Annotated in this window: 18 protein-coding genes; 10 read left to right on the forward strand and 8 right to left on the reverse strand. The window is 57.1% G+C overall.

Translation table 11 applies throughout. The features are described from left to right. Positions 1-82: 82 nt before the first annotated feature. The gene (gene infA, locus OC597_RS01715) at positions 83-301 is read left to right on the forward strand and encodes a translation initiation factor IF-1 (protein ID WP_002211347.1); all 219 of its coding nucleotides are present in this window, start codon (positions 83-85) and stop codon (positions 299-301) included. Between the two features lie 206 nt (positions 302-507). On the opposite strand, the gene clpA is transcribed toward infA, so the two are convergent. Further along, positions 508-2,787 carry an ATP-dependent Clp protease ATP-binding subunit ClpA gene (gene clpA / locus OC597_RS01720; protein WP_261284112.1) on the reverse strand — a complete coding sequence of 760 codons (2,280 nt, stop codon included), beginning with the start codon at positions 2,785-2,787 and terminating at the stop codon, positions 508-510. A gap of 27 nt (positions 2,788-2,814) precedes the next feature. Beyond that, positions 2,815-3,135, reverse strand: a complete 321-nt coding sequence (gene clpS / locus OC597_RS01725; RefSeq protein WP_004928347.1) for an ATP-dependent Clp protease adapter ClpS — start codon at positions 3,133-3,135, stop codon at positions 2,815-2,817. Positions 3,136-3,494: 359 nt separating this feature from the next. Here clpS and cspD point away from each other — a divergent pair, with 359 nt between their 5' ends. Next, positions 3,495-3,716, forward strand: coding sequence for a cold shock-like protein CspD (cspD, locus tag OC597_RS01730; RefSeq protein WP_012006105.1), 222 nt, complete (start codon positions 3,495-3,497; stop codon positions 3,714-3,716). Positions 3,717-3,912: 196 nt separating this feature from the next. On the opposite strand, the gene macB is transcribed toward cspD, so the two are convergent. After that, positions 3,913-5,859: a macrolide ABC transporter ATP-binding protein/permease MacB gene (gene macB / locus OC597_RS01735; protein WP_262207139.1), complete on the reverse strand. Its 1,947-nt coding sequence runs from the start codon at positions 5,857-5,859 to the stop codon at positions 3,913-3,915. After that, complete coding sequence (gene macA, locus OC597_RS01740) at positions 5,859-6,974, reverse strand: macrolide transporter subunit MacA (RefSeq protein WP_261253151.1); 1,116 nt, start codon at positions 6,972-6,974, stop codon at positions 5,859-5,861. The genes macB and macA overlap by 1 nt, the downstream gene beginning before the upstream one ends. A gap of 192 nt (positions 6,975-7,166) precedes the next feature. On the opposite strand from macA, the gene OC597_RS01745 reads away from it, so the two are divergent. After that, entirely contained in the window at positions 7,167-8,135 is a 969-nt protein-coding gene (locus tag OC597_RS01745) for a VirK/YbjX family protein (RefSeq protein WP_261253150.1), read from the forward strand. On the opposite strand, the gene OC597_RS01750 is transcribed toward OC597_RS01745, so the two are convergent. After that, positions 8,132-9,796, reverse strand: a complete 1,665-nt coding sequence (locus OC597_RS01750; RefSeq protein ID WP_261253149.1) for an ATP-dependent endonuclease — start codon at positions 9,794-9,796, stop codon at positions 8,132-8,134. The genes OC597_RS01745 and OC597_RS01750 overlap by 4 nt on opposite strands. 192 nt (positions 9,797-9,988) lie before the next feature. Here OC597_RS01750 and OC597_RS01755 point away from each other — a divergent pair, with 192 nt between their 5' ends. The 5 genes from OC597_RS01755 to ltaE all read left to right on the forward strand — a co-directional run bounded on the left by OC597_RS01755 (position 9,989) and on the right by ltaE (position 16,811). Continuing rightward, positions 9,989-10,885 (forward strand): LysO family transporter, encoded by an 897-nt coding sequence (locus OC597_RS01755; RefSeq protein ID WP_262207140.1) that lies wholly within the window; start codon positions 9,989-9,991, stop codon positions 10,883-10,885. A 172-nt stretch (positions 10,886-11,057) separates the two neighbouring features. Beyond that, positions 11,058-12,707 (forward strand): hydroxylamine reductase, encoded by a 1,650-nt coding sequence (gene hcp / locus OC597_RS01760; protein WP_262207142.1) that lies wholly within the window; start codon positions 11,058-11,060, stop codon positions 12,705-12,707. A 53-nt stretch (positions 12,708-12,760) separates the two neighbouring features. Next, positions 12,761-13,765 (forward strand): NADH oxidoreductase, encoded by a 1,005-nt coding sequence (gene hcr / locus OC597_RS01765; RefSeq protein WP_262207144.1) that lies wholly within the window; start codon positions 12,761-12,763, stop codon positions 13,763-13,765. A gap of 201 nt (positions 13,766-13,966) precedes the next feature. Beyond that, complete coding sequence (gene poxB / locus OC597_RS01770) at positions 13,967-15,688, forward strand: ubiquinone-dependent pyruvate dehydrogenase (RefSeq protein WP_262207146.1); 1,722 nt, start codon at positions 13,967-13,969, stop codon at positions 15,686-15,688. A gap of 106 nt (positions 15,689-15,794) precedes the next feature. Then, positions 15,795-16,811: a low-specificity L-threonine aldolase gene (gene ltaE, locus OC597_RS01775; RefSeq protein WP_262207148.1), complete on the forward strand. Its 1,017-nt coding sequence runs from the start codon at positions 15,795-15,797 to the stop codon at positions 16,809-16,811. Between the two features lie 40 nt (positions 16,812-16,851). Here the strand turns inward: ltaE and OC597_RS01780 are convergent, their stop codons facing one another. Together OC597_RS01780 and OC597_RS01785 are read right to left on the reverse strand one after the other, a co-directional pair. Then, complete coding sequence (locus tag OC597_RS01780; protein WP_262207149.1) at positions 16,852-17,544, reverse strand: N-acetylmannosamine-6-phosphate 2-epimerase; 693 nt, start codon at positions 17,542-17,544, stop codon at positions 16,852-16,854. Further along, positions 17,541-19,097 (reverse strand): PTS transporter subunit EIIC, encoded by a 1,557-nt coding sequence (locus OC597_RS01785; protein ID WP_262207150.1) that lies wholly within the window; start codon positions 19,095-19,097, stop codon positions 17,541-17,543. The genes OC597_RS01780 and OC597_RS01785 overlap by 4 nt, the downstream gene beginning before the upstream one ends. A 167-nt stretch (positions 19,098-19,264) precedes the next feature. Between OC597_RS01785 and OC597_RS01790 the strand changes: the two genes are divergently transcribed. Then, positions 19,265-20,092, forward strand: a complete 828-nt coding sequence (locus tag OC597_RS01790) for a MurR/RpiR family transcriptional regulator (protein WP_262207152.1) — start codon at positions 19,265-19,267, stop codon at positions 20,090-20,092. Position 20,093: 1 nt separating this feature from the next. On the opposite strand, the gene OC597_RS01795 is transcribed toward OC597_RS01790, so the two are convergent. Beyond that, positions 20,094-20,441 carry a DUF1294 domain-containing protein gene (locus OC597_RS01795; RefSeq protein ID WP_262207154.1) on the reverse strand — a complete coding sequence of 116 codons (348 nt, stop codon included), beginning with the start codon at positions 20,439-20,441 and terminating at the stop codon, positions 20,094-20,096. A gap of 153 nt (positions 20,442-20,594) precedes the next feature. Here OC597_RS01795 and OC597_RS01800 point away from each other — a divergent pair, with 153 nt between their 5' ends. Then, the gene (locus OC597_RS01800) at positions 20,595-22,034 is read left to right on the forward strand and encodes a DUF2867 domain-containing protein (RefSeq protein WP_261253089.1); all 1,440 of its coding nucleotides are present in this window, start codon (positions 20,595-20,597) and stop codon (positions 22,032-22,034) included. The last annotated feature ends 215 nt before the right edge of the window (positions 22,035-22,249 follow it).

A 22,249-nucleotide genomic window follows, 5' to 3' on the forward strand; every position in this document is an offset into this window, starting at 1 on the left:
ACCGACACTTCTTTACATAATGTGGGTTTTTCGGCATTATCTTGCCGGTTAAAAACTAAGGTAGTTAGACCTAGAGGATTCGATGGCCAAAGAAGACAATATTGAAATGCAGGGCACCGTTCTTGATACGCTGCCAAACACCATGTTCCGCGTTGAATTAGAAAACGGGCACGTGGTTACCGCACATATCTCCGGTAAAATGCGTAAGAACTACATCCGCATCCTGACGGGCGACAAAGTCACTGTAGAGCTGACCCCGTACGACCTGAGCAAAGGCCGCATTGTCTTCCGTAGCCGTTAATCGGCTCACTCGTCGCCAGCCGATGGCGGCACCGAGGATGTAATGCCTCCGGAGCCCTTTCCGTTTACCCCCGTAGCAACGTTCAACATCGAGTTGCAGGTGCGCAGGTAAACTGAGAGGGCTCAATCATTTCTGTTGTGGTGATGATTTTCACCCATAAAAAAAGCGATGCCGAAGCATCGCTTTTTCTTTATCTGACCCCGGACTTAGTGCACCGCACCTTCATCCGCTTTGCGCATAGACGCGCTGATAAATTGGTAAGTCAGTTTCTGGTTCTCTTTGTCCAGCTCGACTTTCACCGAGCCGCCGTCCACCAGTGAACCAAACAGCAATTCGTTGGCCAGCGGTTTCTTCAGGTTTTCCTGCATCACACGTGCCATTGGACGAGCCCCCATCGCACGGTCATAGCCTTTCACTGACAGCCAGTCACGCGCTTCGTCACTCACTTCCAGCGACACGCCCTTCGCATCCAGCTGTGCCTGCAGTTCGACGATAAACTTGTCGACAACCTGCTGAATGACTTCGGCCGACAGATGGTTGAACCAAATAATGTTGTCCAGGCGGTTACGGAATTCCGGCGTGAACACTTTTTTGATCTCTTCCATCGCGTCGGTGCTGTTGTCCTGCTGGACCAGACCGATCGATTTACGTTCTGTCTCGCGCACCCCGGCGTTGGTGGTCATCACCAGGATCACGTTGCGGAAGTCCGCCTTGCGGCCGTTGTTATCGGTCAGGGTACCGTTGTCCATCACCTGCAGCAGCAGGTTGAACACGTCCGGGTGCGCCTTCTCGATTTCATCCAGCAGCACTACCGAGTGCGGATGTTTGAGCACCGCATCGGTCAGCAGACCACCCTGGTCGTAACCGACATAGCCCGGAGGCGCACCAATCAGGCGGCTGACGGTATGACGTTCCATATACTCGGACATGTCAAAACGCAGCAGCTTGATATCCATCGCCTTCGCCAGCTGAACCGTGACCTCGGTTTTCCCGACGCCGGTTGGCCCGGCAAACAGGAAGGAACCGACAGGCTTGCGATCGTGCCCCAGACCCGCCCGGCTCATCTTGATCGCTTCGGTCAGTGCTTCAATCGCCTGATCCTGACCGAACACCAGCATTTTCAGACGGTCGCCCAAGCTTCTCAACACATCACGATCGCTCGCCGACACGGTTTTTTCCGGGATGCGTGCGATACGCGCCACCACCGACTCAATGTCGGCAACGTTGACGGTTTTCTTGCGCTTGCTGATCGGCATTAAGCGACTGCGAGCACCCGCCTCGTCGATCACGTCGATAGCCTTGTCCGGCAAATGACGGTCGTTGATGTATTTCACCGACAGCTCAACCGCCGCACGCACCGCTTTCGCGGTATAACGCACATCGTGGTGCGCTTCGTACTTGGTTTTCAGGCCGTTGATGATCTGGATGGTCTCTTCCGGCGTCGGCTCGGTAATGTCGATTTTCTGGAAACGACGGGCCAGCGCACGGTCTTTTTCAAAAATGTTGCTGAATTCCTGATAGGTGGTCGAGCCGATGACCCGGATCTTGCCGCTGGAAAGCAGCGGTTTGATCAGGTTGGCGGCATCTACCTGCCCACCGGACGCCGCACCGGCGCCGATAATGGTGTGGATCTCATCGATAAACAGGATGCTGTTCTTATCCTGCTCCAGCTGTTTCAGCAGGGCTTTGAAGCGTTTTTCGAAGTCGCCGCGGTATTTGGTGCCCGCCAGCAGCGAACCGATATCCAGGGAGTACAGGGTGCAGTCCGCCATCACTTCCGGAACGTCGCCCTGCACAATGCGCCAGGCCAGCCCTTCGGCAATCGCGGTTTTACCCACGCCGGACTCACCCACCAACAGCGGGTTGTTCTTGCGGCGACGGCACAGTACCTGGATAGCGCGTTCCAGCTCAGGGTCACGGCCAATCAACGGATCAATGCCGCCCACCCGGGCCAGTTGGTTGAGGTTGGTGGTGAAGTTCTCCATACGGTCTTCCCCTCCGGACTGCTCTTCATTCACCGGGTTTTCCGCATTTGGCGCTTGGCCCGGCTCGTCTTTACGTGTGCCATGTGAAATGAAGTTCACTACGTCAAGACGACTGACGTCGTGTTTGCGTAGCAGGTAAGCCGCCTGCGACTCCTGCTCGCTGAAAATTGCCACCAGCACGTTGGCGCCGCTGACTTCGCTGCGGCCGGAAGATTGCACATGGAATACCGCACGCTGCAGTACGCGCTGGAAGCTAAGCGTCGGCTGAGTGTCGCGCTCTTCTTCGCTGACGGGCAGCGTCGGCGTGGTTTGTTCGATAAAGGCTTCGAGTTCCTGGCGCAGAGCGGCCAGGTCCACCGTACATGCCTCAAGCGCTTCCCGCGCGGCAGGGTTGCTGAGTAATGCCAGCAACAGGTGCTCCACGGTCATAAACTCGTGTCTGTGCTCACGCGCCCTGGCGAAAGCCATGTTGAGACTGAGTTCCAGTTCTTGATTGAGCATAAGCACCTCCCCAATAGATTGCCTTATTCAGGCTTTTTCCAGCGTACAAAGCAACGGATGCTCGTTCTCCCTGGCATAACGGTTCACATGTACGACCTTGGTTTCCGCCACCTCGGCGGTAAAAACACCGCAGATCGCCTTGCCTTGATAGTGGACCGTGAGCATCAGTTGCGTTGCGCGTTCAATATCATAAGAAAAGAACTTTTGCAGAACGTCAATCACAAATTCCATCGGTGTGTAATCGTCGTTGTTAAGTATAACTTTATACATAGACGGCGGTTTTACCGCATCGATTTGTTTTTCTTCGGCTAAGTGTTCAAAATTTAGCCAATCGTTGTTATTGCCCATCGCTGCTCATCTTCTCTGCTCTGTCCTTTGATATGGGGACAGGTTCCGGTTATTCAAAGTGGGGTATCCATACTATTTTATCATCTTCGCCGCCATCCCGCCGCACTGGAACGTGCGCAAAAATCACTGACGAATTGTTACCAAACAATGTCAATAGCGTTACCTGCTTCAAACTTTGATGAACTGCCCCCCACCGACAAAAGCCGATCCCTTGACGTGATGATCATTTGCTCTAGAGTGTAAATTCGTGAGCTGGTGGTGTTTTAACCACTCTCAGGCTCATCTGCTGCCTGCCATTGGCGGGTGCGAATTCAGTTATTCATCTCACCTAAAAATAGCGTTGCGAGGGATGTAAAAGCATGGAGACGGGTACTGTTAAATGGTTCAACAACGCCAAAGGGTTTGGGTTTATCTGTCCTGAAGGCGGCGGCGAAGACATATTCGCCCATTACTCTACGATCAAGATGGACGGGTACCGGACGCTAAAAGCTGGCCAGCAGGTCAGTTTTGACGTGCACCAGGGGCCAAAAGGGAACCATGCGAGTCTTATTGTGCCAGTGGAAAGCGAGGCGTTGGCCTAAACGCTTCCACCAAGTCAGTCTGAAACACCGCAAAGAATGCCAGCCGCCGTATGACTGGCATTTTTTATTATGCCCGTCGTATTTCAAGCTGCAGCGTTGTTACCTGCACTCGCTCACCCCAGTTACTTACTTAAGTAAGCGCCTGGGGATGAGCGAGCTGGGCGCCTAACTGCAGCTTGAAATTCATAGGGCAGGCTTATTCGCGCGCCAGCGCGTCAATCGGGTTAAGCCGCGCTGCACTGCGCGCCGGCAGATAGCCGAATACCACGCCGATCGCCGTAGAACAAACAAACGCACTCAGCAACGCCGCCGGTGGGAAACTGATTTGCCACCCCGGTAGCACCAGTTGAACCAGCAGGCCGATGGCAAACGACAGCATGATGCCCAACGCGCCGCCGACCAGACACACCAACACCGCTTCAATCAGAAACTGCTGTAGTACGTCACCGGATCGAGCCCCCACCGCCATACGAATGCCGATCTCACGGGTGCGTTCTGTCACCGACACCAACATGATGTTCATCACGCCGATCCCGCCAACCACCAGTGAAATTACCGCTACCAGCGTCAGGAACAGCTGCAGCGTACGCGTGGTTTTCTCTGCGGTCTGCACCAGGCTGTCCATGTTATAGGTGAAGATGTCTTTCTTGCCATGGCGCAGCGTCAGCAAGCGCGTCAACTGCTGCTCCGCCTCCTGGCTGTTGTAGCCCTCGCGGATACGCACGGTGATCGAATCGAAATAGGCGTTGCCCATCAGCCGATTGGCCATGGTGCTGTAGGGCACCCAGACGTTCAGCGTCTTGCTGCTGCCGAACATCGACTGTTTTTCTTTCGCCACCCCGACCACCGTCGCCGGCATATTGCCCACCAGGATCACCTGCCCCACCACGTCCTTTTGGTGCGGGAACAGCCGGCGCTGAGTATTGGCGTCAATCACCACCGTTTGCGACTGCGATTGCACCTGCAGTTGATCAATACCAATACCCTGGGTAAAGGTCATGCCGTACACGCGGAAAAACTGCTCGCTGACCCCGGTAACGTTGGCCGCCACGTCGACGTTACCCAACCGCAACCGCATGCTGCTGGCAATGGTGGGTGACAGTGCGTTGACGTAGGGTTGCTCACGGAGCGCGGCAAGGTCGTCGTACTTCAGCGCCTGGCGAAAGGTCGGGTCGTCGTCACCAAAGTCCTTGCCGGGATAAATGTCGACCGTATTGGTGCCGATGGATTTGATGTCCGCCAGCACCATCTGTTTGGCAGCGTCGCCGATCACCAGGATCGACACCACCGAGGCGATGCCGATAATAATCCCCAGCATGGTCAACGCGGTACGCATTTTACTTGCCGCCATCGCCCGCCAGGCCATCACCAGCGCCTCACGGAAACGGCCGGTGGTTTGCTGCCAGGACGGTGCCGGAGCTACCATTTCCAGCGGTTTGGCGTTCGGGTTGCGACGCTGTTCCGGCCGTGAATCGGCAATGATCGCCCCATCGCGAATTTCAATGATCCGCTCAGCCTGCTGGGCCACCGCCGGATCGTGGGTGACGATAATCACCGTATGCCCCTGCCCGCGCAGTTGCTTGAGGATCGCCATCACTTCTTCGCCGGAGTGGCTGTCAAGGGCACCGGTCGGCTCATCCGCCAGGATCACCTGCCCACCGTTCATCAATGCACGAGCAATACTGACCCGCTGCTGCTGACCGCCGGAAAGCTGGCTTGGCCGGTAGCCCACGCGTTCACTGAGCCCCAGCCGCTGCAACAACGCCACCGCCCGCTCGCGCCGTGCCACCTTCCCCAGCCCGGCATACACTGCCGGTACCTCAACGTTATGCGCCGCGCTCAGATGGGGCAGTAAATGATAACGCTGGAAGATAAAACCAAAATGCTCACGCCGCAGCCGGGCCAGCGCATCGCCATCGAGCATCGCGACGTCCTGCCCTGCCACCCGATACACACCGGCGCTGGGTTTATCCAGGCAACCAAGAATATTCATCAGCGTCGATTTGCCGGAGCCAGAGGCGCCCATAATCGCCACCATTTCGCCGGCGTCGATGCTCAGGCTCACGTCCTTCAGTACCGCCACCGTCTGATCGCCCGATTGATAGCTGCGGCAAATACCGCTCAGTTCCAGCAACGCGGCCATCAGAGAGCCTCCGCGCCGCCGCGGCTGACAATCACTTCATCGCCGATGTTCAATCCGCTGAGGATTTGCACGTCAATATTGTTCCGCAGACCAATGGCCACCTCACGCTTTTCCTCCTTGCCCTGTTTCAATATCGAAACCTGGTAGCGATTATCGGCGATTTGATCGCCCAGCGCCGCCAAAGGGATGATCGGCACCTGGTTAACGCCCGACAGCTGGATATGCACCTGCGCGGTCATTTGCAGTCGCAGCAATCCCTCGGGGTTTGGCACTTCAAAACGTGCATAGTAAAAGATGGCGTTATTGACCTTTTCCGGCGTCGGCTGAATGTCTTTCAGCACGCCGTCAAAGCGCCGGTTCGGATCGCCCAGTACGGTAAACCAGGCTTTTTGGCCCGGTTTGAGGCTGATGACGTCCGCTTCCGATACCTGAGCCTTCACCAACATGGTACTGAGATCGGCCAGGGTCAAAATGTTCGGTGCCTGCTGGGCGGCGATCACCGTCTGGCCCTGCAAGGTGGTGATTTGCACCACATCACCGTCCATCGGCGCTTCAATGCGAGTAAACGCCAGGTTAATTTTTGCGGTATCCAGGCTGGCCTGATTTTTGGCGATCTGCGCCTGAGTGGTGCCCACCTGTGCTTTTTTCACCGCCAGTTGGGTTGCCGCCTGATCCAGATCCTGGCGTGATACCGCCTGCAGTTTGGCCAGCGCCTGATTGCGTTGCAGTGTGACCGCAGCCAGCTGTTGTTCTGCCTGAGCCTGCTGTAACTGGGCATGCAGCTCACGCAGGGTGGCCTCCCCCTCGCGGATACTGTTTTGCGCCTGCTGCGGATCAATCACGCCGAGTAACTGGCCCTTTTTCACCCGATCGCCAATCTCGACGAACAGGCTTTCCAACTGACCGCTGACCTGGGCACCCACGTCAACCTTGCGCACCGCGTCAAGCTGGCCGGTCGCCAATACGTTTTGCTGCAGATCGCCCTTGGCAACCTTCACCGTTTTAAATGGGGTCGCTGTCGGGTGACCAAAGTGCCAGGCCGCTACGGCAGCAATCGCCACCAGTACGATCAGCGCCATGATCCAGCGTCGCTTATGTCCTTTAAACCACGTCAAAATAGGTTCCTGTCTGTTGCAATTCATACTGCCAATAGCGGCAACGGAGGCTAAATTATCACGCACAGTGATGAATAACTAAACCTTAGCTCAACACATTGTGGAGACACCCTTGGTTACATTCTGTATTGAACTCCCGTTTAGTGAAGGCTTGTTGAAATAGCATCATTCAATACAGTAAAGGATTTCATCATGTCTCAGCTAAGCTATCCACTCGTATCTGCTCGCCCGCTTAACGGCTGGCAACTGATGACGGCGCTGGCCAATGGCGACAAAGTGCCGAGCCAAGCCTGGAAGAAAACATCATTCCGCCTTAAGTTTATCGGCCGTTCGTTATTTTCCTGGCACACCACCAGTGGCCTGCTCAACATGCTGGCGTCCAACCCTTTGCTGGATGAGATCCTGAACGCGCAACCTAACCTGCCGTGCAAACTGCATCGCCCTTATCTGGCGGCGAACATGAGTAAAATCGAGGGCCTGTTCGCCCTGCGCGATCATTACGATCTCAGCAAGCAACGCATGCCAATGAAAATGCTGCTCGGTCATCTGAACAAGCCCTTTGCGCTGACCAGCGCCAACGGCAAGAGTGGTGACGCAGTGACACTGGAACTGGCAGCCATCGATCACCTGAATAAAGAAGGGGAAGCTACTCTGCTGCTGCGTAATGCCAATGGGATTATGCTGGCGGAAATCACCTTTGCACTGATGCACTATCAGCAGCAGCCAACGCTGTTCATCGGGGGGTTACAGGGGGCCAATCACGAGGTACCGCACGCGGAAATCCAGCAGGCCACCAAAGAGTGCCACGGGTTGTTCCCGAAACGGCTGGCGCTGGAAGGCATTTGCACTCTGGCTCGTCATCTGGGCATTCAGCAAATTGTGGCCGTCGGCAACACCACCCATATCTACCAGAATTGGCGCTATCAGAGTAAAAAGAAACAGCAACTGCATGCCGATTACGATCAATTTTGGATATCCATGGGCGGCAAAATGCTGGAAAGCGGCTATTTCCTGCTGCCGGAACACATCACTCGCAAACCAATAGATGAAGTGGTCAGCAAAAAACGTGCTGAATACCGCCGTCGCTATCAACTGCTGGACCAGTTTGAACTGGGAATGGCGCAGCACTTCAACGCCCAACCCCGCTTTACCGAGGCCTAATCGGCCCGGCCGCGCGCCAGCCAGATCACACGTGAGAACATTTTTTTCAGCAGAGGGGGCACCGAATCCGTGCCCCGCTCACCTGCGGTCATCGCCACCTCAATCGCCAGGTCAGGCTTGGAAGAGTGATGCACCGCCTTGAGGATTACCTTACGCACCGGCATTTGAGCATTGCTCGGCACGGAGGCCACCCGGTAATAGACCGAGCTGAAGCCTTCACGGAACATAAAGTGTTCCATATCCGGCGCCGGTAATGCAGTCAGTCGGTCACGCTCATTGTCCTCATGGTTATCCAGCATGCCGCGTACGGTGCTGGCGTATTTTCTTCCCGCCTCATCGCCATCCACCAGCGCATGCCATTCAATGCCCATCCGCCGGGCAAACCTCAGCAAAGGCTTCAAGCCGCACTGGGCGAACTCAATGACCCGAACCCCTTCCGCTTCAAAGTGATAACCACACTGGCGCGCCAATTCGTTCAGCAGCCAGACTTCCGTTTCACCCTCGACCAACAACCAACAGCGGGCAAACAAGGAAGACGGTCGGTTAAAGCGAATATGAAATGAAATGCGTCGCCCGTCCTCCGGGCCCAACCCGCGTGGCCCAAGGCGATAAGTGGCAACCCGCCCCGACTCACGCACCAACCGGCAAACGTGCTCAACCGGCACCAGGGAGACCAGTTCGCTGGAATTGGTGGTGGTGATGCGCTGCAGCGGCAATTGGTTCAGCAGCCCCCAGGCTACCGATAGCATGATCGGATGCAGTCGGGTCTCCGGATCCTCTACCAGCAACAGTGGTCGGGCGTGCGGATCCAGCTTGACGCTGCCCTTGGCCTGCAGCAGCGTAGAAAACATGCCCAGTAAAATAAGACGCATACTGCGGCTATTAGGTTCGGCCACCATGCGGTTGATACTGTCCAGCGAGCGCCATGCCTGCTGATCCTGATCTTGATCCAGCCGCTGTCGGCGTGGCCTTGTCACCTGCGAGCCCTGTTCAGCAAAGTAGTGCTCCAGCAGTTGTTGCATGGCCGCCAGCCCCTGACGCATCTCGGCGTTGGTCAATTTTTGCGGATTACGCACCAGCTCACGCGTCAGTTGATCCAATTGCTGGGACAGCGCCTTGTTATCGGCCGGGTTTTCGTTATTCAGCGTACTGGGCCGCAGGCGGCGGATAAAACGCGCATCGCGCAGGCGCAGTACCGGGTGAATACGGATAATGGCGTGTACCAGTTGCTCAATATGATGCAATTGCATCGCATTGCCGTCGGCATCCAGGAAGCCGCGCCAGGTACATACCGTATCGTCATCGGCCAATTCGCCTTCGCAACGGTAATAAATGCGGTTCAGGTTATCGTCACCCTTAATCCACAGCGGCGACAGATGGCGGTAACGGGGCAGATGAGCATGGCCAACGTCCTTCTCGCAGAAGGTAAAAACCACCTGCAAATGCCGATCTTTGGCCTCTTCCTCACCGGGCGGGAAATGAAAGTCATGCGCCTCAAAACGGTACAGCTTGGGCTCTGGGGCCAACAGCAAGGTCAGCGCGTCAAGCAGGCTGGATTTACCCCAGGCGTTTTCGCCGAGCAGCAGCGTGTTGTCATCCAGCATCAATGACAGCCGGTTAATGCCGCGGAAACCTACAATCTCGATACGCTCTAAGAACATCTGTCGCCTCCCGTGCGCACTGCCACCGTCCTTAATGGGGTGACCTCCTCAGAGCATGGTCAAAAAACCCCTTGCAGGTCAAGCGGGCGAGGTTAAATCTGCCGCTTTACTCCGGCCGTTGTTTTGGTTAGCGTGTGGAGCCTCGCCGCTCATCCAGGCGCCGCCCTCAGAACAAAGGACGTAAGCTTCACCATGTATTCAGGACTGCTGATTATTCTGTTACCGCTGATTGCCGGTTACCTCATTTCTTTACGCAGCAGGACGTTACTGCAAACCATCAACCGCCTGCTGAGTGGGATGGTGTACGTGATCCTGTTCTTTATGGGCATCAGCCTGGCGTTTCTGGAGGATCTGAGCAGCAACCTGGTCTTGATATTCCAGTATGCCTCGGTGTTTTTCCTGTGCATTCTCGTCGCCAGTTTACTGATGCTGATGCTGCTGGAACGCAAAATGCCGTGGCACAACAGCCATAAACAGGAAAAGCTGCCCTCACGCCTGCATATGGCACTCGAGTCGTTCAAACTGTGCGGCGTGGTGCTCGGCGGCTTCCTGCTCGGTCTGACGCAATGGCAATGGCTGCAATTCGCCAATAAAGGCAGCGAGTACGCGTTGATTTTCCTGCTGCTGCTGGTCGGCATCCAACTGCGCAACAGCGGCATGACACTGCGCCAGATCGTGCTTAACCGTCGCGGCATGATGGTGGCGGTAGTGGTAGTCATTAGCGCACTGGCCGGGGGCGCGCTGGCAGCACAGCTACTGGGGTTGCCGATCAAAGCCGGGCTGGCGATGGCGTCCGGTTTTGGCTGGTATTCGCTTTCCGGCATCCTGATCACCGACGCCTACGGCCCGGTCTTGGGCAGTGCAGCCTTCTTTAACGACCTGGCGCGCGAACTGGTAGCGATTATGCTGATCCCAACGCTGGTGCGTCGCAGCCGTTCCACCGCACTGGGTCTGTGTGGCGCCACCTCAATGGACTTTACCCTGCCGGTGCTGCAACGCAGCGGGGGGATGGAGATAGTGCCACCGGCCATTGTGCACGGCTTCCTGCTAAGCCTGTTGGCACCGGTACTGATCGCCCTGTTCTCTTGATCTCTGCCCGGGGGCATCGCCCCCGGAAAGCGTAATAATTCCCATCCTCACGCCAAAATTGCGCTAAATCAAACTTGCCCTTGGTTGCCTCACAAAAGCCTTTTTAAGCCCCGGTTGCCGATCTATGCTCATAAACAAGCATTATAAATGCAACTTTAAAAAGGAAGCGATTATGTTCTGTGTGCAATGTGAACAAACCATCCGTACCCCAGCCGGCAACGGCTGCTCCTATTCCCAGGGCATGTGTGGCAAAACGGCGGAAACCTCTGACCTGCAGGATCTGCTGGTCGCAGCGCTACAGGGATTATCCGCCTGGGCGCTGCAGGCCCGGGCGCTGGGGATCGTCGATCATGATATCGACAGCTTTGCCCCACGCGCCTTCTTCTCGACCCTGACCAACGTTAACTTCGATTCAGACCGCATCATCGGGTACGCACGCGAAACCATCGCCCTGCGCGAATCACTGGCCGCCCGTTGCCGGTTGCTGGACGCTGGCGTGCGCGTCGATCATCCCCTGGCCACGCTGCAGTTGGCCGGCGATGATATGCCTCCGCTGTTGCAACAGGCCGCGCAGTTTGCCCTAAATACTGATAAGGCCGAGGTCGGTGACGACGTGCACGGCCTGCGTATGCTGTGCCTGTACGGCCTGAAAGGCGCTGCGGCTTATATGGAACACGCCCACGTGCTGGGCCAGTCCGATGACCAGATTTACGCCGACTACCACGCTTTTATGGCCTGGCTCGGCACCCAGCCGCGTGACGTGGATACCCTGCTGAATAACGCCATGGGCATCGGCAAAATGAACTTCAACGTGATGGCGATCCTCGATCACGGTGAGACTCAGGCCTATGGCGATCCTGTACCTAGCGCGGTGAACGTGCGTCCGGTGGCGGGCAAAGCCATTCTGATCTCCGGCCATGATTTGAAAGATCTGCGCATGCTGCTGGAACAGACCGAAGGCCAGGGCGTGAACGTCTACACCCACGGTGAAATGTTGCCGGCACACGGCTACCCGGAACTGAAAAAATTCAAGCATTTGGTAGGCAACTACGGTAGCGGCTGGCAGAACCAGCAAACCGAGTTTGCTAAGTTCCCCGGCCCGATCCTGATGACCTCCAACTGCATTATCGATCCTGAAGTCGGTAACTATGGCGATCGTATCTGGACGCGCAGCATCGTCGGCTGGCCAGGCGTTAACCATCTGGAAGCGGACGATTTCGCCCAGGTGATCGCTCAGGCACAGGGCATGAGCGGCTTCCCGTACAGCGAAATCGAACATATGATCACCGTCGGCTTCGGCCGCCAGACGCTGCTCAACGCCGCTGACACGGTGATCGACCTGGTGGCGCAAAAGAAACTGCGTCATGTCTTCTTGGTTGGCGGTTGTGACGGCAGCCGTGATGAACGCAGCTACTTTACCGACTTCGCCCGCAGCGTACCGCAAGACTGCCTGATCATGACCTTGGCCTGCGGCAAATACCGCTTCAACAAGCTGGATTTCGGTACCCTGGAAGGCTTGCCGCGCCTGCTGGACGTCGGCCAATGTAACGACGCCTATTCTGCCATCATGCTGGCGGTCAAACTTGCCGATACCCTCGGCTGCTCGGTCAACGAGCTGCCGCTGAGTCTGGTGTTGTCATGGTTTGAGCAAAAGGCGATCGTCATCCTGCTGACGCTGCTGTCACTGGGGGTCAAAAACATTGTCACCGGCCCGACCGCGCCGGGCTTCCTGACCGACAACCTGATGGCCATCCTCAACGACAAGTTCGGCATGCGTCCGATCACTACCGTTGAGCAGGATCTGCAAACCCTTCTCGGCTGATAACGTTATTCCTGGGGCCGCGGATGCCGGCCCCTTTGCTTTTGAGGTGCCCGATGACCCAACCCAGCCCACTTTGCCCCAACCGCATGCAGGTGCATTCGATCCAGCAGGAAACTGCTGACGTCTGGACGCTGAATCTGATCTGCGATGTTTTTTACCCTTATCAACCCGGTCAGTTTGCGCTGGTCAGCATTGGCAATAGCGAAGACACGCTGCGCGCCTATACGCTGTCCTCCTCGCCCGGCCAGAGTCGTTTTCTCAACATCAGCGTGCGTTGTCTACCGGACGGCGTAGGTTCACGCTGGTTAACCCGCGAAGTCAAACCCGGCAACACCCTGTGGCTGTCCGATGCGCAAGGCGAGTTCAGCTGTGAACAGCACCCGGCCGATCGTTACCTGATGCTGGCGGCCGGTTGTGGCGTCACGCCGATTATCTCCATGTGTCGCTGGCTGGTAGCGAACCGTCCGGCCTGTGATATCGCGGTGATCTTTAACGTACGCACCCCAGCCGACACCATTTTCGCCGAACAATGGCACGAGTTGTGTGCGGCGCATCCGCAGCTGCGGCTGACGCTAATGGCCGAACAGGATATTCAGCCAGGCTATCTCAGCGGGCGGATCAGTGCCGAAGTGCTGCGCCAGGCGGCGCCGGATATTGCAGACCGCACCGTGATGACCTGTGGCCCGGCGCCCTATATGACCCAGGCAGAACAGCTTTGCCTGCAGCTTGGTGTGCCGGCCAGCCGCTTCCATAAGGAGCAATTCCATACCCCGGCGGAAACCGATGCCGAACAAGGTGAAGGATTAATCCTGCGGACCGCTCACCCTCTGCGGGAGTTCCGCGTACCGGTCGGCAGCACGCTGCTGGCGGCAATGGAGGCTCACGCGCTGCCGGTCAACGCCGCCTGCCGCGCCGGGGTGTGTGGTTCATGCAAAACCCGCATCCTCGAAGGTGACTACATCACCACCAGCAGCATGACGCTGACTGCGGCTGAAATCGCCCAGGGCTACGTGCTGGCCTGCAGTTGCCAACTGCAAGGTGACGTCACCCTCGCCTGACACTTTCTGCCCCGTCGGCCACGATGGGGCATTTATCGGCAAGCAGGCTTTTCCTTCCCCTTCTACACTTTCCCGGTTCCATGCATGTCACTGCGTTTATTTGAGAAAGACTGATAAGTCATACCCAATAGATTTCACGTCACGCTTGCCGACTGGCTGTGGCTTGAAAGATGAGGGGCCTTTACAACGCTTGGGGGAATTATGAAGCAAACTGTAGCCACACTGATCGCCAAAACTCTGGAACAGGCCGGTGTGAAACGCATTTGGGGCGTCACCGGTGATTCACTCAACGGTCTCAGCGACAGCCTGCACCGTATGGGCACCATCGAATGGCTGGGAACGCGCCACGAAGAGGTCGCCGCCTTCGCTGCCGGAGCAGAAGCTCAGCTTACCGGTCAGTTGGCGGTCTGTGCCGGCTCCTGTGGCCCCGGCAACCTGCATCTGATTAACGGTCTGTTTGACTGCCACCGCAACCACGTGCCGGTATTGGCGATTGCCGCACACATTCCCTCCAGCGAGATTGGCAGCGGCTATTTCCAGGAAACCCACCCGCAAGAACTGTTCCGCGAATGCAGCCACTACTGTGAACTGGTCTCCAATCCGGAACAGTTGCCACGGGTGTTGGAAATTGCCATGCGCAAGGCGATCCTCAATCGCGGCGTGTCGGTGATCGTGCTGCCGGGCGACGTAGCACTGCGTATGGCACCGGAAGACGCCAGCATGGTGTGGCACACCCCGGCACTGCCGCTGGTGCAGCCACCAATGAGCGAACTGAACAAGCTGGCGGCCACCCTGAATAAAGCGAAGAACATTACGCTGATGTGCGGCAGTGGCTGCGCCGGCTCGCATGACGAAGTGGTCAAATTGGCCGAACTGCTGCAGGCACCGGTGGTCCATGCGCTGCGCGGTAAAGAGCATATCGAATGGGATAACCCTTACAGCGTCGGCATGACCGGGCTGATCGGTTTCTCTTCCGGCTACCACGCGATGATGAACGCCGATACCCTGGTGCTGCTCGGCACCCAATTCCCCTACCGGGCATTCTATCCAACCAATGCCAATATCATTCAGATCGACATCAACCCCGGTAGCATCGGCGCCCACTGCCCGGTCAATATGGCGCTGGTGGACGATATCCATACCACCCTCACCGCGCTGCTGCCGCAGTTGGAACCGAAGAGCGACCGTGCGTTTCTCGACAAGGCGCTGGAGCACTACCGCACTGCGCGCAAGGATCTCGACGGGCTGGCGACCGCCAATGACGATCAACCGATTCACCCACAGTATCTGGCACAGCAGCTCAGTCAGTACGCCAGTGATGACGCCATCTTCACCTGTGACGTCGGCACGCCAACGGTGTGGGCCGCACGCTATCTGAAAATGAACGGCAAACGCCGCCTGCTCGGGTCGTTCAACCACGGCTCGATGGCCAACGCCATGCCACAAGCCATTGGAGCGCAGGCCACCGAACCGAACAAACAGGTAATTGCCATGTGCGGCGACGGCGGCTTTACCATGCTGATGGGGGATTTCCTGTCGCTGGCGCAACTGAAACTGCCGGTCAAAATTGTGATATTCAACAACAGCGTGCTGGGCTTTGTGGCGATGGAAATGAAGGCCGGCGGCTACCTGACCGACGGTACCGACCTGCACAACCCGGATTTTGCGGCAATTGCCAACGCCGCCGGCATCAAGGGCATTCGCGTGGAGAAGGCTTCGGATCTGGATGTGGCACTGCAAGAAATGCTGGCACACCCGGGCCCGGCGTTACTGGACGTGGTCACCGCCAAGCAGGAACTGGCAATGCCGCCGCAGATCAAATTCGAACAGGCCAAGGGCTTTAGCCTGTATATGCTGCGCGCCATTATCAACGGCCGCGGCGACGAAGTGGTCGAGCTGGCAAAAACCAACTGGTTGCGTTAACCCTCCAGTGGGCGCGGCCGTCGCTGCGCCCCGCATTTTCCGCTTTTGCAACGCCATAATCCGGCTATGATGGAGGTCGTTCCTCTCATTGGCGCTAAGGATATTTATGTTTATCGATCTACGCAGTGACACAGTGACTCGCCCCAGCGCCGCGATGCGTGAAGCCATGGCCCAGGCCGAAGTCGGTGATGACGTTTACGGCGATGACCCGACGGTCAACGCCCTGGAGGCAGAAGCGGTCCGTCTGTCCGGTAAAGAAGCGGCGCTGTTCTTGCCAAGCGGTACTCAGGCCAACCTGGTCGCGCTACTGAGCCATTGCCAGCGCGGTGATGAGTACATTGTCGGCCAGCAGGCGCATAACTATAAATACGAAGCCGGCGGCGCGGCGGTGCTCGGCAGCATCCAGCCACAGCCGATTGAAGCGAACCCGGACGGCACCCTGCCGCTCGATAAGGTCGCCGCTGCAATCAAACCCGACGATATCCACTTTGCCAGAACCCGCCTGCTGAGCCTGGAAAACACCATCAGTGGCCGCGTGCTACCGCTGGAATACCTGCAGCAGGCCTGGCAGTTCAGCCGTGAGCATCAGTTGGCCTTGCATATCGACGGCGCACGCATCTTCAACGCCACCGTCGCATTGAATGTGCCGTTGAAAGAGATTGTGCAGTACTGCGACACCCTCACCATTTGCCTGTCAAAAGGGCTCGGCGCGCCGGTGGGGTCGTTATTGTGCGGCAGTGAGGCCTTTATCCAGCAGGCCCTGCGCTGGCGCAAAATGACCGGCGGTGGCCTGCGCCAGGCCGGTATTCTGGCTGCGGCCGGGTTATATGCGCTGGAGCACAACGTCGAGCGCCTGCGTGAAGACCACGACAATGCCAAATGGCTGGAACAGCAACTGCAACGGATTGGCGTCGACATCGTCGAGCCGGGCGCGCAGACCAACGTGCTGTACCTGCGTCAGTCACCGGAGCTGGCGGCCAAACTGGGCCCCTGGATGCGTGAGCACGGGGTACTGATCAGCAGCGGGCCGTTGACGCGCATTCTGACCCATCTCGACGTCAGCCGTCAGGATTTGCAGCGCCTGGTTGATTTGTGGCGGGAATTCCTCCAACAGCACGCCTGAGTCCTGAATCTCCCTGACGTAACCCTCAGGGAGATCCCCATCAGTTCCCGAGTGCGGCCACAAAGCGACGGGTGATCTGCTGCGGACGAGTAATGGCCCCGCCCACTACCACCGCATGCGCGTCCAAAGCCAGACAGCGGGCGGCCATTATCGGCGTTTCAACATTGCCCTCGGCAATCACCGGTACGCTGACCGCCGCCAGTACCTCCCGCAGAAAAACAAAGTCGTCCTGTGCCAACTGACGGCCCAAGGTTTCTTCGGTATAGCCATGCAAGGTTGTTCCCACACAGTCGAAACCCAGACGATCGGCATGGATGGCCTCTTCCAGCGTGGCGATGTCCGCCATCAACAACACGTCGGGATATCGCTCACGCACGGCAGCAACCAACGCCGCCAACGTCAGGGTGCCAGGTCGAGGATGCAAGGTCGCATCCAGGGCAATCATCTGCGGCCCCGCCGTCATCAGCTCATCAATTTCTTGCAAAGTGGGCGTGATGTACACCTGACTGCCGACATAATCACGTTTGATGATACCAATCACTGGCAGTGTCACCGCCTGCATGATGGCTTTGACATCCTCTACGCTGTTGGCCCGGATCGCTGCCGCCCCGCCTTGCTGCGCAGCAACCGCCATACGCGACATGATAAATTCACTGTGCAGCGGCTCATCATCCAATGCCTGGCAGGAAACCACCAACCGTCCCTTAATCTGCTGCAAAATAGAAAGCGTCATAAATTCAATAACTCCTCGACTTCATTTTTAATGATTGTGACGTGCGGACCGTAAATGACCTGCACTCCATTGCCGCGAATGATCACCGCACGTGCCCCGCTGGCTTTCAGCCCGGCTTCATCCAGCAACCGGCTCTGCTTCACCGTAATGCGCAAACGGGTGGCGCAGCAGTCCAACTCGACAATGTTGTCTTTGCCACCCAGCGCCGCCAGCACCTGCTGCGATCGCGCGGTACCTTCCAGTGCCACTTCGGCCGGCAGTTCTTCGCCGCGCCCCGGCGTTTTGAAATTGAAACGAACAATCAGGAAGCGGAAGGTGAAGTAGTACAGAAAAAACCAGGGAACGCCGACCAGCGGCACATACATCCAGTGGGTCTTGGCCTCGCCCTGCAATACGCCAAACAGCATGAAATCAATAAAGCCGCCGGAGAACGTCTGGCCGATAGTGATATGCAGAATATGGGCAAGCATGAACGCCAGGCCATCAAACAGGGCATGGACCACGTACAGCGCCGGGGCGACAAACAGGAACGAGAACTCAATCGGCTCGGTAATGCCGGTGAGGAACGAGGTCAACGCCGCCGACAGTAACAAACCGCCGACGCGTTTGCGGTTCTCTGGGCGGGCGGTCTGGTACATCGCCAGACAGGCCCCTACCAAACCAAACATCATGGTGATAAAGCGGCCAGACATAAAACGCGCAGTCCCGATGTAAAACTGCTGGGTATGTGGATCGGCGAGCTGAGCGAAGAAAATACGCTGTGTCCCTTCCACCAACTGGCCGTTGATCACTTCGCTGCCGCCCAGTGCCGTGGTCCAGAACGGCAGATAAAAAATATGGTGCAGGCCAAATGGCCCCAGCATGCGCAGCACAAAACCATAGATAAAGGTGCCCAAATAACCACTGGCATCCACCAGCCCGCCCAGGCCAAAGATCACCTGCTGGAAGTGGGGCCAGATAACGGTCATCAGGGCTCCCACGCCCATGGCCGCCAGGGAGCAGATAATAGGGACGAAACGGGAACCCCCGAAAAAACCCAGGAACTGCGGCAACGCAATTTTGTTGTAGCGATCGTGCAGATACCCGGTCACCAGGCCAATGATCACCCCGCCGAATACCCCGGTCTCCAGCGTTTGGATGCCCATAATGACGCCTTGCCCCACCGCACCCGGATTTTCAACGGCCAGAGAACCGTTGATTTTGAGTAAGGCATTGATGGTGGCATTCATCACCAGGTAGGCAATCAACGATGCCAGCCCCGCCGTCCCCTTATCACCTTTGGCCAGGCCCACGGCCACACCCACGGCGAACAACACCGCCAGGTTGGCAAACACGATAGAACCGGCGCTGGCCATCACGGTAAACACTCCCTGCAGCCAACCGACGTTGAGGAAGGGATAGGCCTCCAGAGTATTGGGATTGGACAACGCCCCACCGATCCCCAGCAGCAAGCCAGCGGCTGGCAACACGGCGATCGGCAACATAAACGACTTTCCGAACCGCTGGGCTTTTTCAAACCAGCTGCCGGACCTTGATTCCCCTGCTGTTGACATAAATTTTCCTCACCATCATTTTTTATGATGAAAATTTTTACCACAAATAAATACAAATGTTGAAAATTTTAATCATAACGATGATCGGCTTCACAATACGTCGATTTCGCTGGCGGGCGGCGGCGACTTTCCGCCACAATAGAAAGAGGAATAATCAGAAAGGTAACGTGATGAATACTGGAAATTTATTATTGCGGCTGCGGCAAGATCTGACGAGTTACAGCCCCACGCTGCAAAAACTCGGTAGCTATGTGATCGAGGAGCCGTCCAGGGCCGTCTACTTTACCATCACCGAACTGGCTCGCGAGAGCGGTACCAGCGAAGCCAGCGTGACCCGGCTTTGCCGCCATCTGGGCTGCAAAGGCTATACCGAGTTTAAAATGGCGCTGGCGCTGAGCCTGCAACAAAACCAGACTGAGGCGACCACGCGCCAGAGCCCCACGGAGGATCTGGTGGAGGAAAGCGTGCAGGCATTGCGGGATACCGGCGCGTTGCTGGACCATCAGGCCCTGCGACAGGCGGCAGAAAGTCTGCACCAGAGCGCTTCGGTGCAGATTTATGGCGTCGCCGCCAGTGCGATTATCGGGGATTTCTTGCACTACAAGCTGTTGCGAGTGGGCAAACCGGCGCTGTTGTTCAGTGATATGCACCGGGCAGCGATGAACGCAGCTTCGCTGGGAAAGCAAGACCTGCTGATCGTCATCTCCAGCTCAGGATCGACCAAAGATGTGTTACATGCGGTGACCCTGGGCAAACAACGCGGCGCACGGATCATCGCCGTCAGCAACACCCAGCGCAGCCCGCTGGCCAAACTGGCGGATGTGCTGCTGGTGGCGGCCAAACCGGAAGGTCCGCTGAACGCCGGCGCACTGCCTGCCAAGGTCGGCGCGATGTTGCTGGTGGAGTTTATGGTGGCCGAACTGGCCAAGTTTGACCCTGCTTACGGCCAGGCCGTGCAGGAAACAGCAAGCGCTACCCTGCCGTTATTGCTGTGAATCAGAGTATCCAGCGGCCATAAACCCAGTACCAAATCGCCAGCGTCGCTAGCACATTCAGCACTACGCTGACGATAAACCAACTTTTGAACGGCTGTTTCTGGGTTTTATGGCGAAACAACTGCTGTGCGACTATCGCCCCGGCCCAGCCGCCCACCAGCCCGAACACCAGCAGCGTGCTTTCCGGTACTCGTCGCCAGTCTTTGCGCGCCGCAAACTTATCCGCACCGTACACCAACAGCGTCAGCAGGTTAGCCAACAACCACCACATCCAGATCGGATGCAGGAAAAACAAACTGGCGATCAGCGCCAGTCCCAACAGGGCATAACAAACGGCATTGAGTTTCATAGCTTCCGGCTTAGTACAGACAAACGGTGCGTAGTGTGACGCCGCCCGTCAGCGGATGCAATGCTCGCATAACCACACAAAAAGTGCATTTAAACCACGAGTTTGGCATCCTGTGTCTATGCTAAACAGACTTTCACCGCAAAGGCGGCGCTAATGACAGCTCAACGCGTACTGGTTCTAGGGGCCAGCGGCTATATCGGCCAAAACCTGATCCCCCACCTGATCGAACAGGGACATAGCATTACCGCCGCCGCGCGTCGTATCGAATGGCTGCAGGAGCAGCACTGGCCGCAGGTTAACTGCCAATATGTCGACGTTTATCGGCCGGAAACCCTGGCCGCCGCCCTGTGGGAGATCGACGCCGTTTATTATCTGATCCACGGCATGGGTGACGGCGATGATTTTATTGAAAAAGAACGCCAGGCCGCTGAAAACCTGCGCGAGGCGCTGCGCAGTTCCAGCGTCAAACAGGTGATTTTTCTCGGCGCACTGCAACCCGAGGGCGATAGCTCGCCGCACCTGGTAGCGCGTAAGCTGACCGGTGAGATCCTTCGCCAGAGTGGCGTCCCGGTCACCGAACTGCGCGCCAGTATCATTGTCGGCCCCGGCTCGGCCGCGTTCGAAATCATGCGCGACATGGTCTACAACCTGCCGGTGCTAACGCCGCCGCGCTGGGTACGTTCCAAATCTTCCCCGGTGGCACTGGAAAACCTGCTGGTGTATCTGGCCGATCTGCTGGCGCATCCGGCAGAAGAAAACCGAATTTTTGACGTCGCCGGCCCCGAATACATCAGCTACCAAACCATGTTTGAACGCTTTATCGCCATCAGCGGCAAGAAACGCTGGCTGATCCCGATCCCGCTACCCACCCGTTTTATCTCGGTATGGTTTATAAGCATGATCACCTCGGTGCCCACCTCCATCGCCAGCGCACTGATCCAGGGATTGAACCATGATCTGCCCGCCGACGGTAAACCGCTGCAGGCGTTGATACCGCAGGAACTGCAAACCTTCGACCAGGCGGTGACGGCCACCCTGCAACGCGAAGCGGAAGTCGTCGATTCCGCCGACTGGGGCTACGATCCAGAGGCACGAGCACGCTGGCGACCGGGCTACGGTTTTTATCCCAAACAGGCCGGTTGTTCGATAGAAACCCAGGCATCCAGCCAGGCGCTGTGGCATACCGTGCAGCAACTGGGCGGTAAAGAGGGGTATTTTTACGCCAATATTCTGTGGCAAATCCGCGCCCGTATGGACGATATGATCGGCAATCGCGTGGTTTATGGCCGTCCACCGCGCGACACGCTGGAAATTGGCGACGTGGTCGACGGCTGGAAGGTCATCACGCTCAAACCGCAGCGCCAGTTGGCGTTACTGTTCGGTATGAAAGCCCCAGGACTGGGCCGCCTGAGCTTTACCATCAAGGATCACGGCGACCACCGTACCCTCGACGTTCGTGCCTGGTGGCACCCCGCCGGTTTCAGTGGGCTGCTGTATTGGTTCGCCATGATGCCCGCTCATCTGTTTATTTTTCGCGGTATGGCACGCCGCATTGCCAAACTGGCCGAAGAGCATCCGCGCAATCACCCTTAGCCATACCATACCCTATAGCTTTCAAGTTGCAGCTAGGCGCCCAGCTCGCTCATCCCCAGGCGCTTACTTGAGTAAGTAACTGGGGTGAGCGAGTGCAGGTAACAACGCTGCGGCTTGAAAGATGACGGGTATAGTGTTCAATTGTCGATCAACCGCACACTTTGCTGCTGCGGTTAGGGCCTTTCTGATTGCATAGAGCACGAAATAACGAAAGA

Source organism: Serratia proteamaculans, assembly GCF_946227095.1.
GTDB lineage: Bacteria > Pseudomonadota > Gammaproteobacteria > Enterobacterales > Enterobacteriaceae > Serratia > Serratia proteamaculans_E.

Bases quoted from the DNA above. Each gene is read 5' to 3' on its own strand.
- OC597_RS01750 (WP_261253149.1), bottom strand. From the start codon at position 9,796: ATGTTCTTAGAGCGTATCGAGATTGTAGGTTTCCGCGGCATTAACCGG.
- OC597_RS01785 (WP_262207150.1), bottom strand. From the start codon at position 19,097: ATGTCAACAGCAGGGGAATCAAGGTCCGGCAGCTGGTTTGAAAAAGCC.
- clpA (WP_261284112.1), bottom strand. From the start codon at position 2,787: ATGCTCAATCAAGAACTGGAACTCAGTCTCAACATGGCTTTCGCCAGG.
- clpS (WP_004928347.1), bottom strand. From the start codon at position 3,135: ATGGGCAATAACAACGATTGGCTAAATTTTGAACACTTAGCCGAAGAA.
- cspD (WP_012006105.1), top strand. From the start codon at position 3,495: ATGGAGACGGGTACTGTTAAATGGTTCAACAACGCCAAAGGGTTTGGG.
- OC597_RS01755 (WP_262207140.1), top strand. From the start codon at position 9,989: ATGTATTCAGGACTGCTGATTATTCTGTTACCGCTGATTGCCGGTTAC.
- hcr (WP_262207144.1), top strand. From the start codon at position 12,761: ATGACCCAACCCAGCCCACTTTGCCCCAACCGCATGCAGGTGCATTCG.
- ltaE (WP_262207148.1), top strand. From the start codon at position 15,795: ATGTTTATCGATCTACGCAGTGACACAGTGACTCGCCCCAGCGCCGCG.
- OC597_RS01800 (WP_261253089.1), top strand. From the start codon at position 20,595: ATGACAGCTCAACGCGTACTGGTTCTAGGGGCCAGCGGCTATATCGGC.
- OC597_RS01780 (WP_262207149.1), bottom strand. From the start codon at position 17,544: ATGACGCTTTCTATTTTGCAGCAGATTAAGGGACGGTTGGTGGTTTCC.
- hcp (WP_262207142.1), top strand. From the start codon at position 11,058: ATGTTCTGTGTGCAATGTGAACAAACCATCCGTACCCCAGCCGGCAAC.
- infA (WP_002211347.1), top strand. From the start codon at position 83: ATGGCCAAAGAAGACAATATTGAAATGCAGGGCACCGTTCTTGATACG.
- poxB (WP_262207146.1), top strand. From the start codon at position 13,967: ATGAAGCAAACTGTAGCCACACTGATCGCCAAAACTCTGGAACAGGCC.
- macB (WP_262207139.1), bottom strand. From the start codon at position 5,859: ATGGCCGCGTTGCTGGAACTGAGCGGTATTTGCCGCAGCTATCAATCG.
- OC597_RS01745 (WP_261253150.1), top strand. From the start codon at position 7,167: ATGTCTCAGCTAAGCTATCCACTCGTATCTGCTCGCCCGCTTAACGGC.
- OC597_RS01795 (WP_262207154.1), bottom strand. From the start codon at position 20,441: ATGAAACTCAATGCCGTTTGTTATGCCCTGTTGGGACTGGCGCTGATC.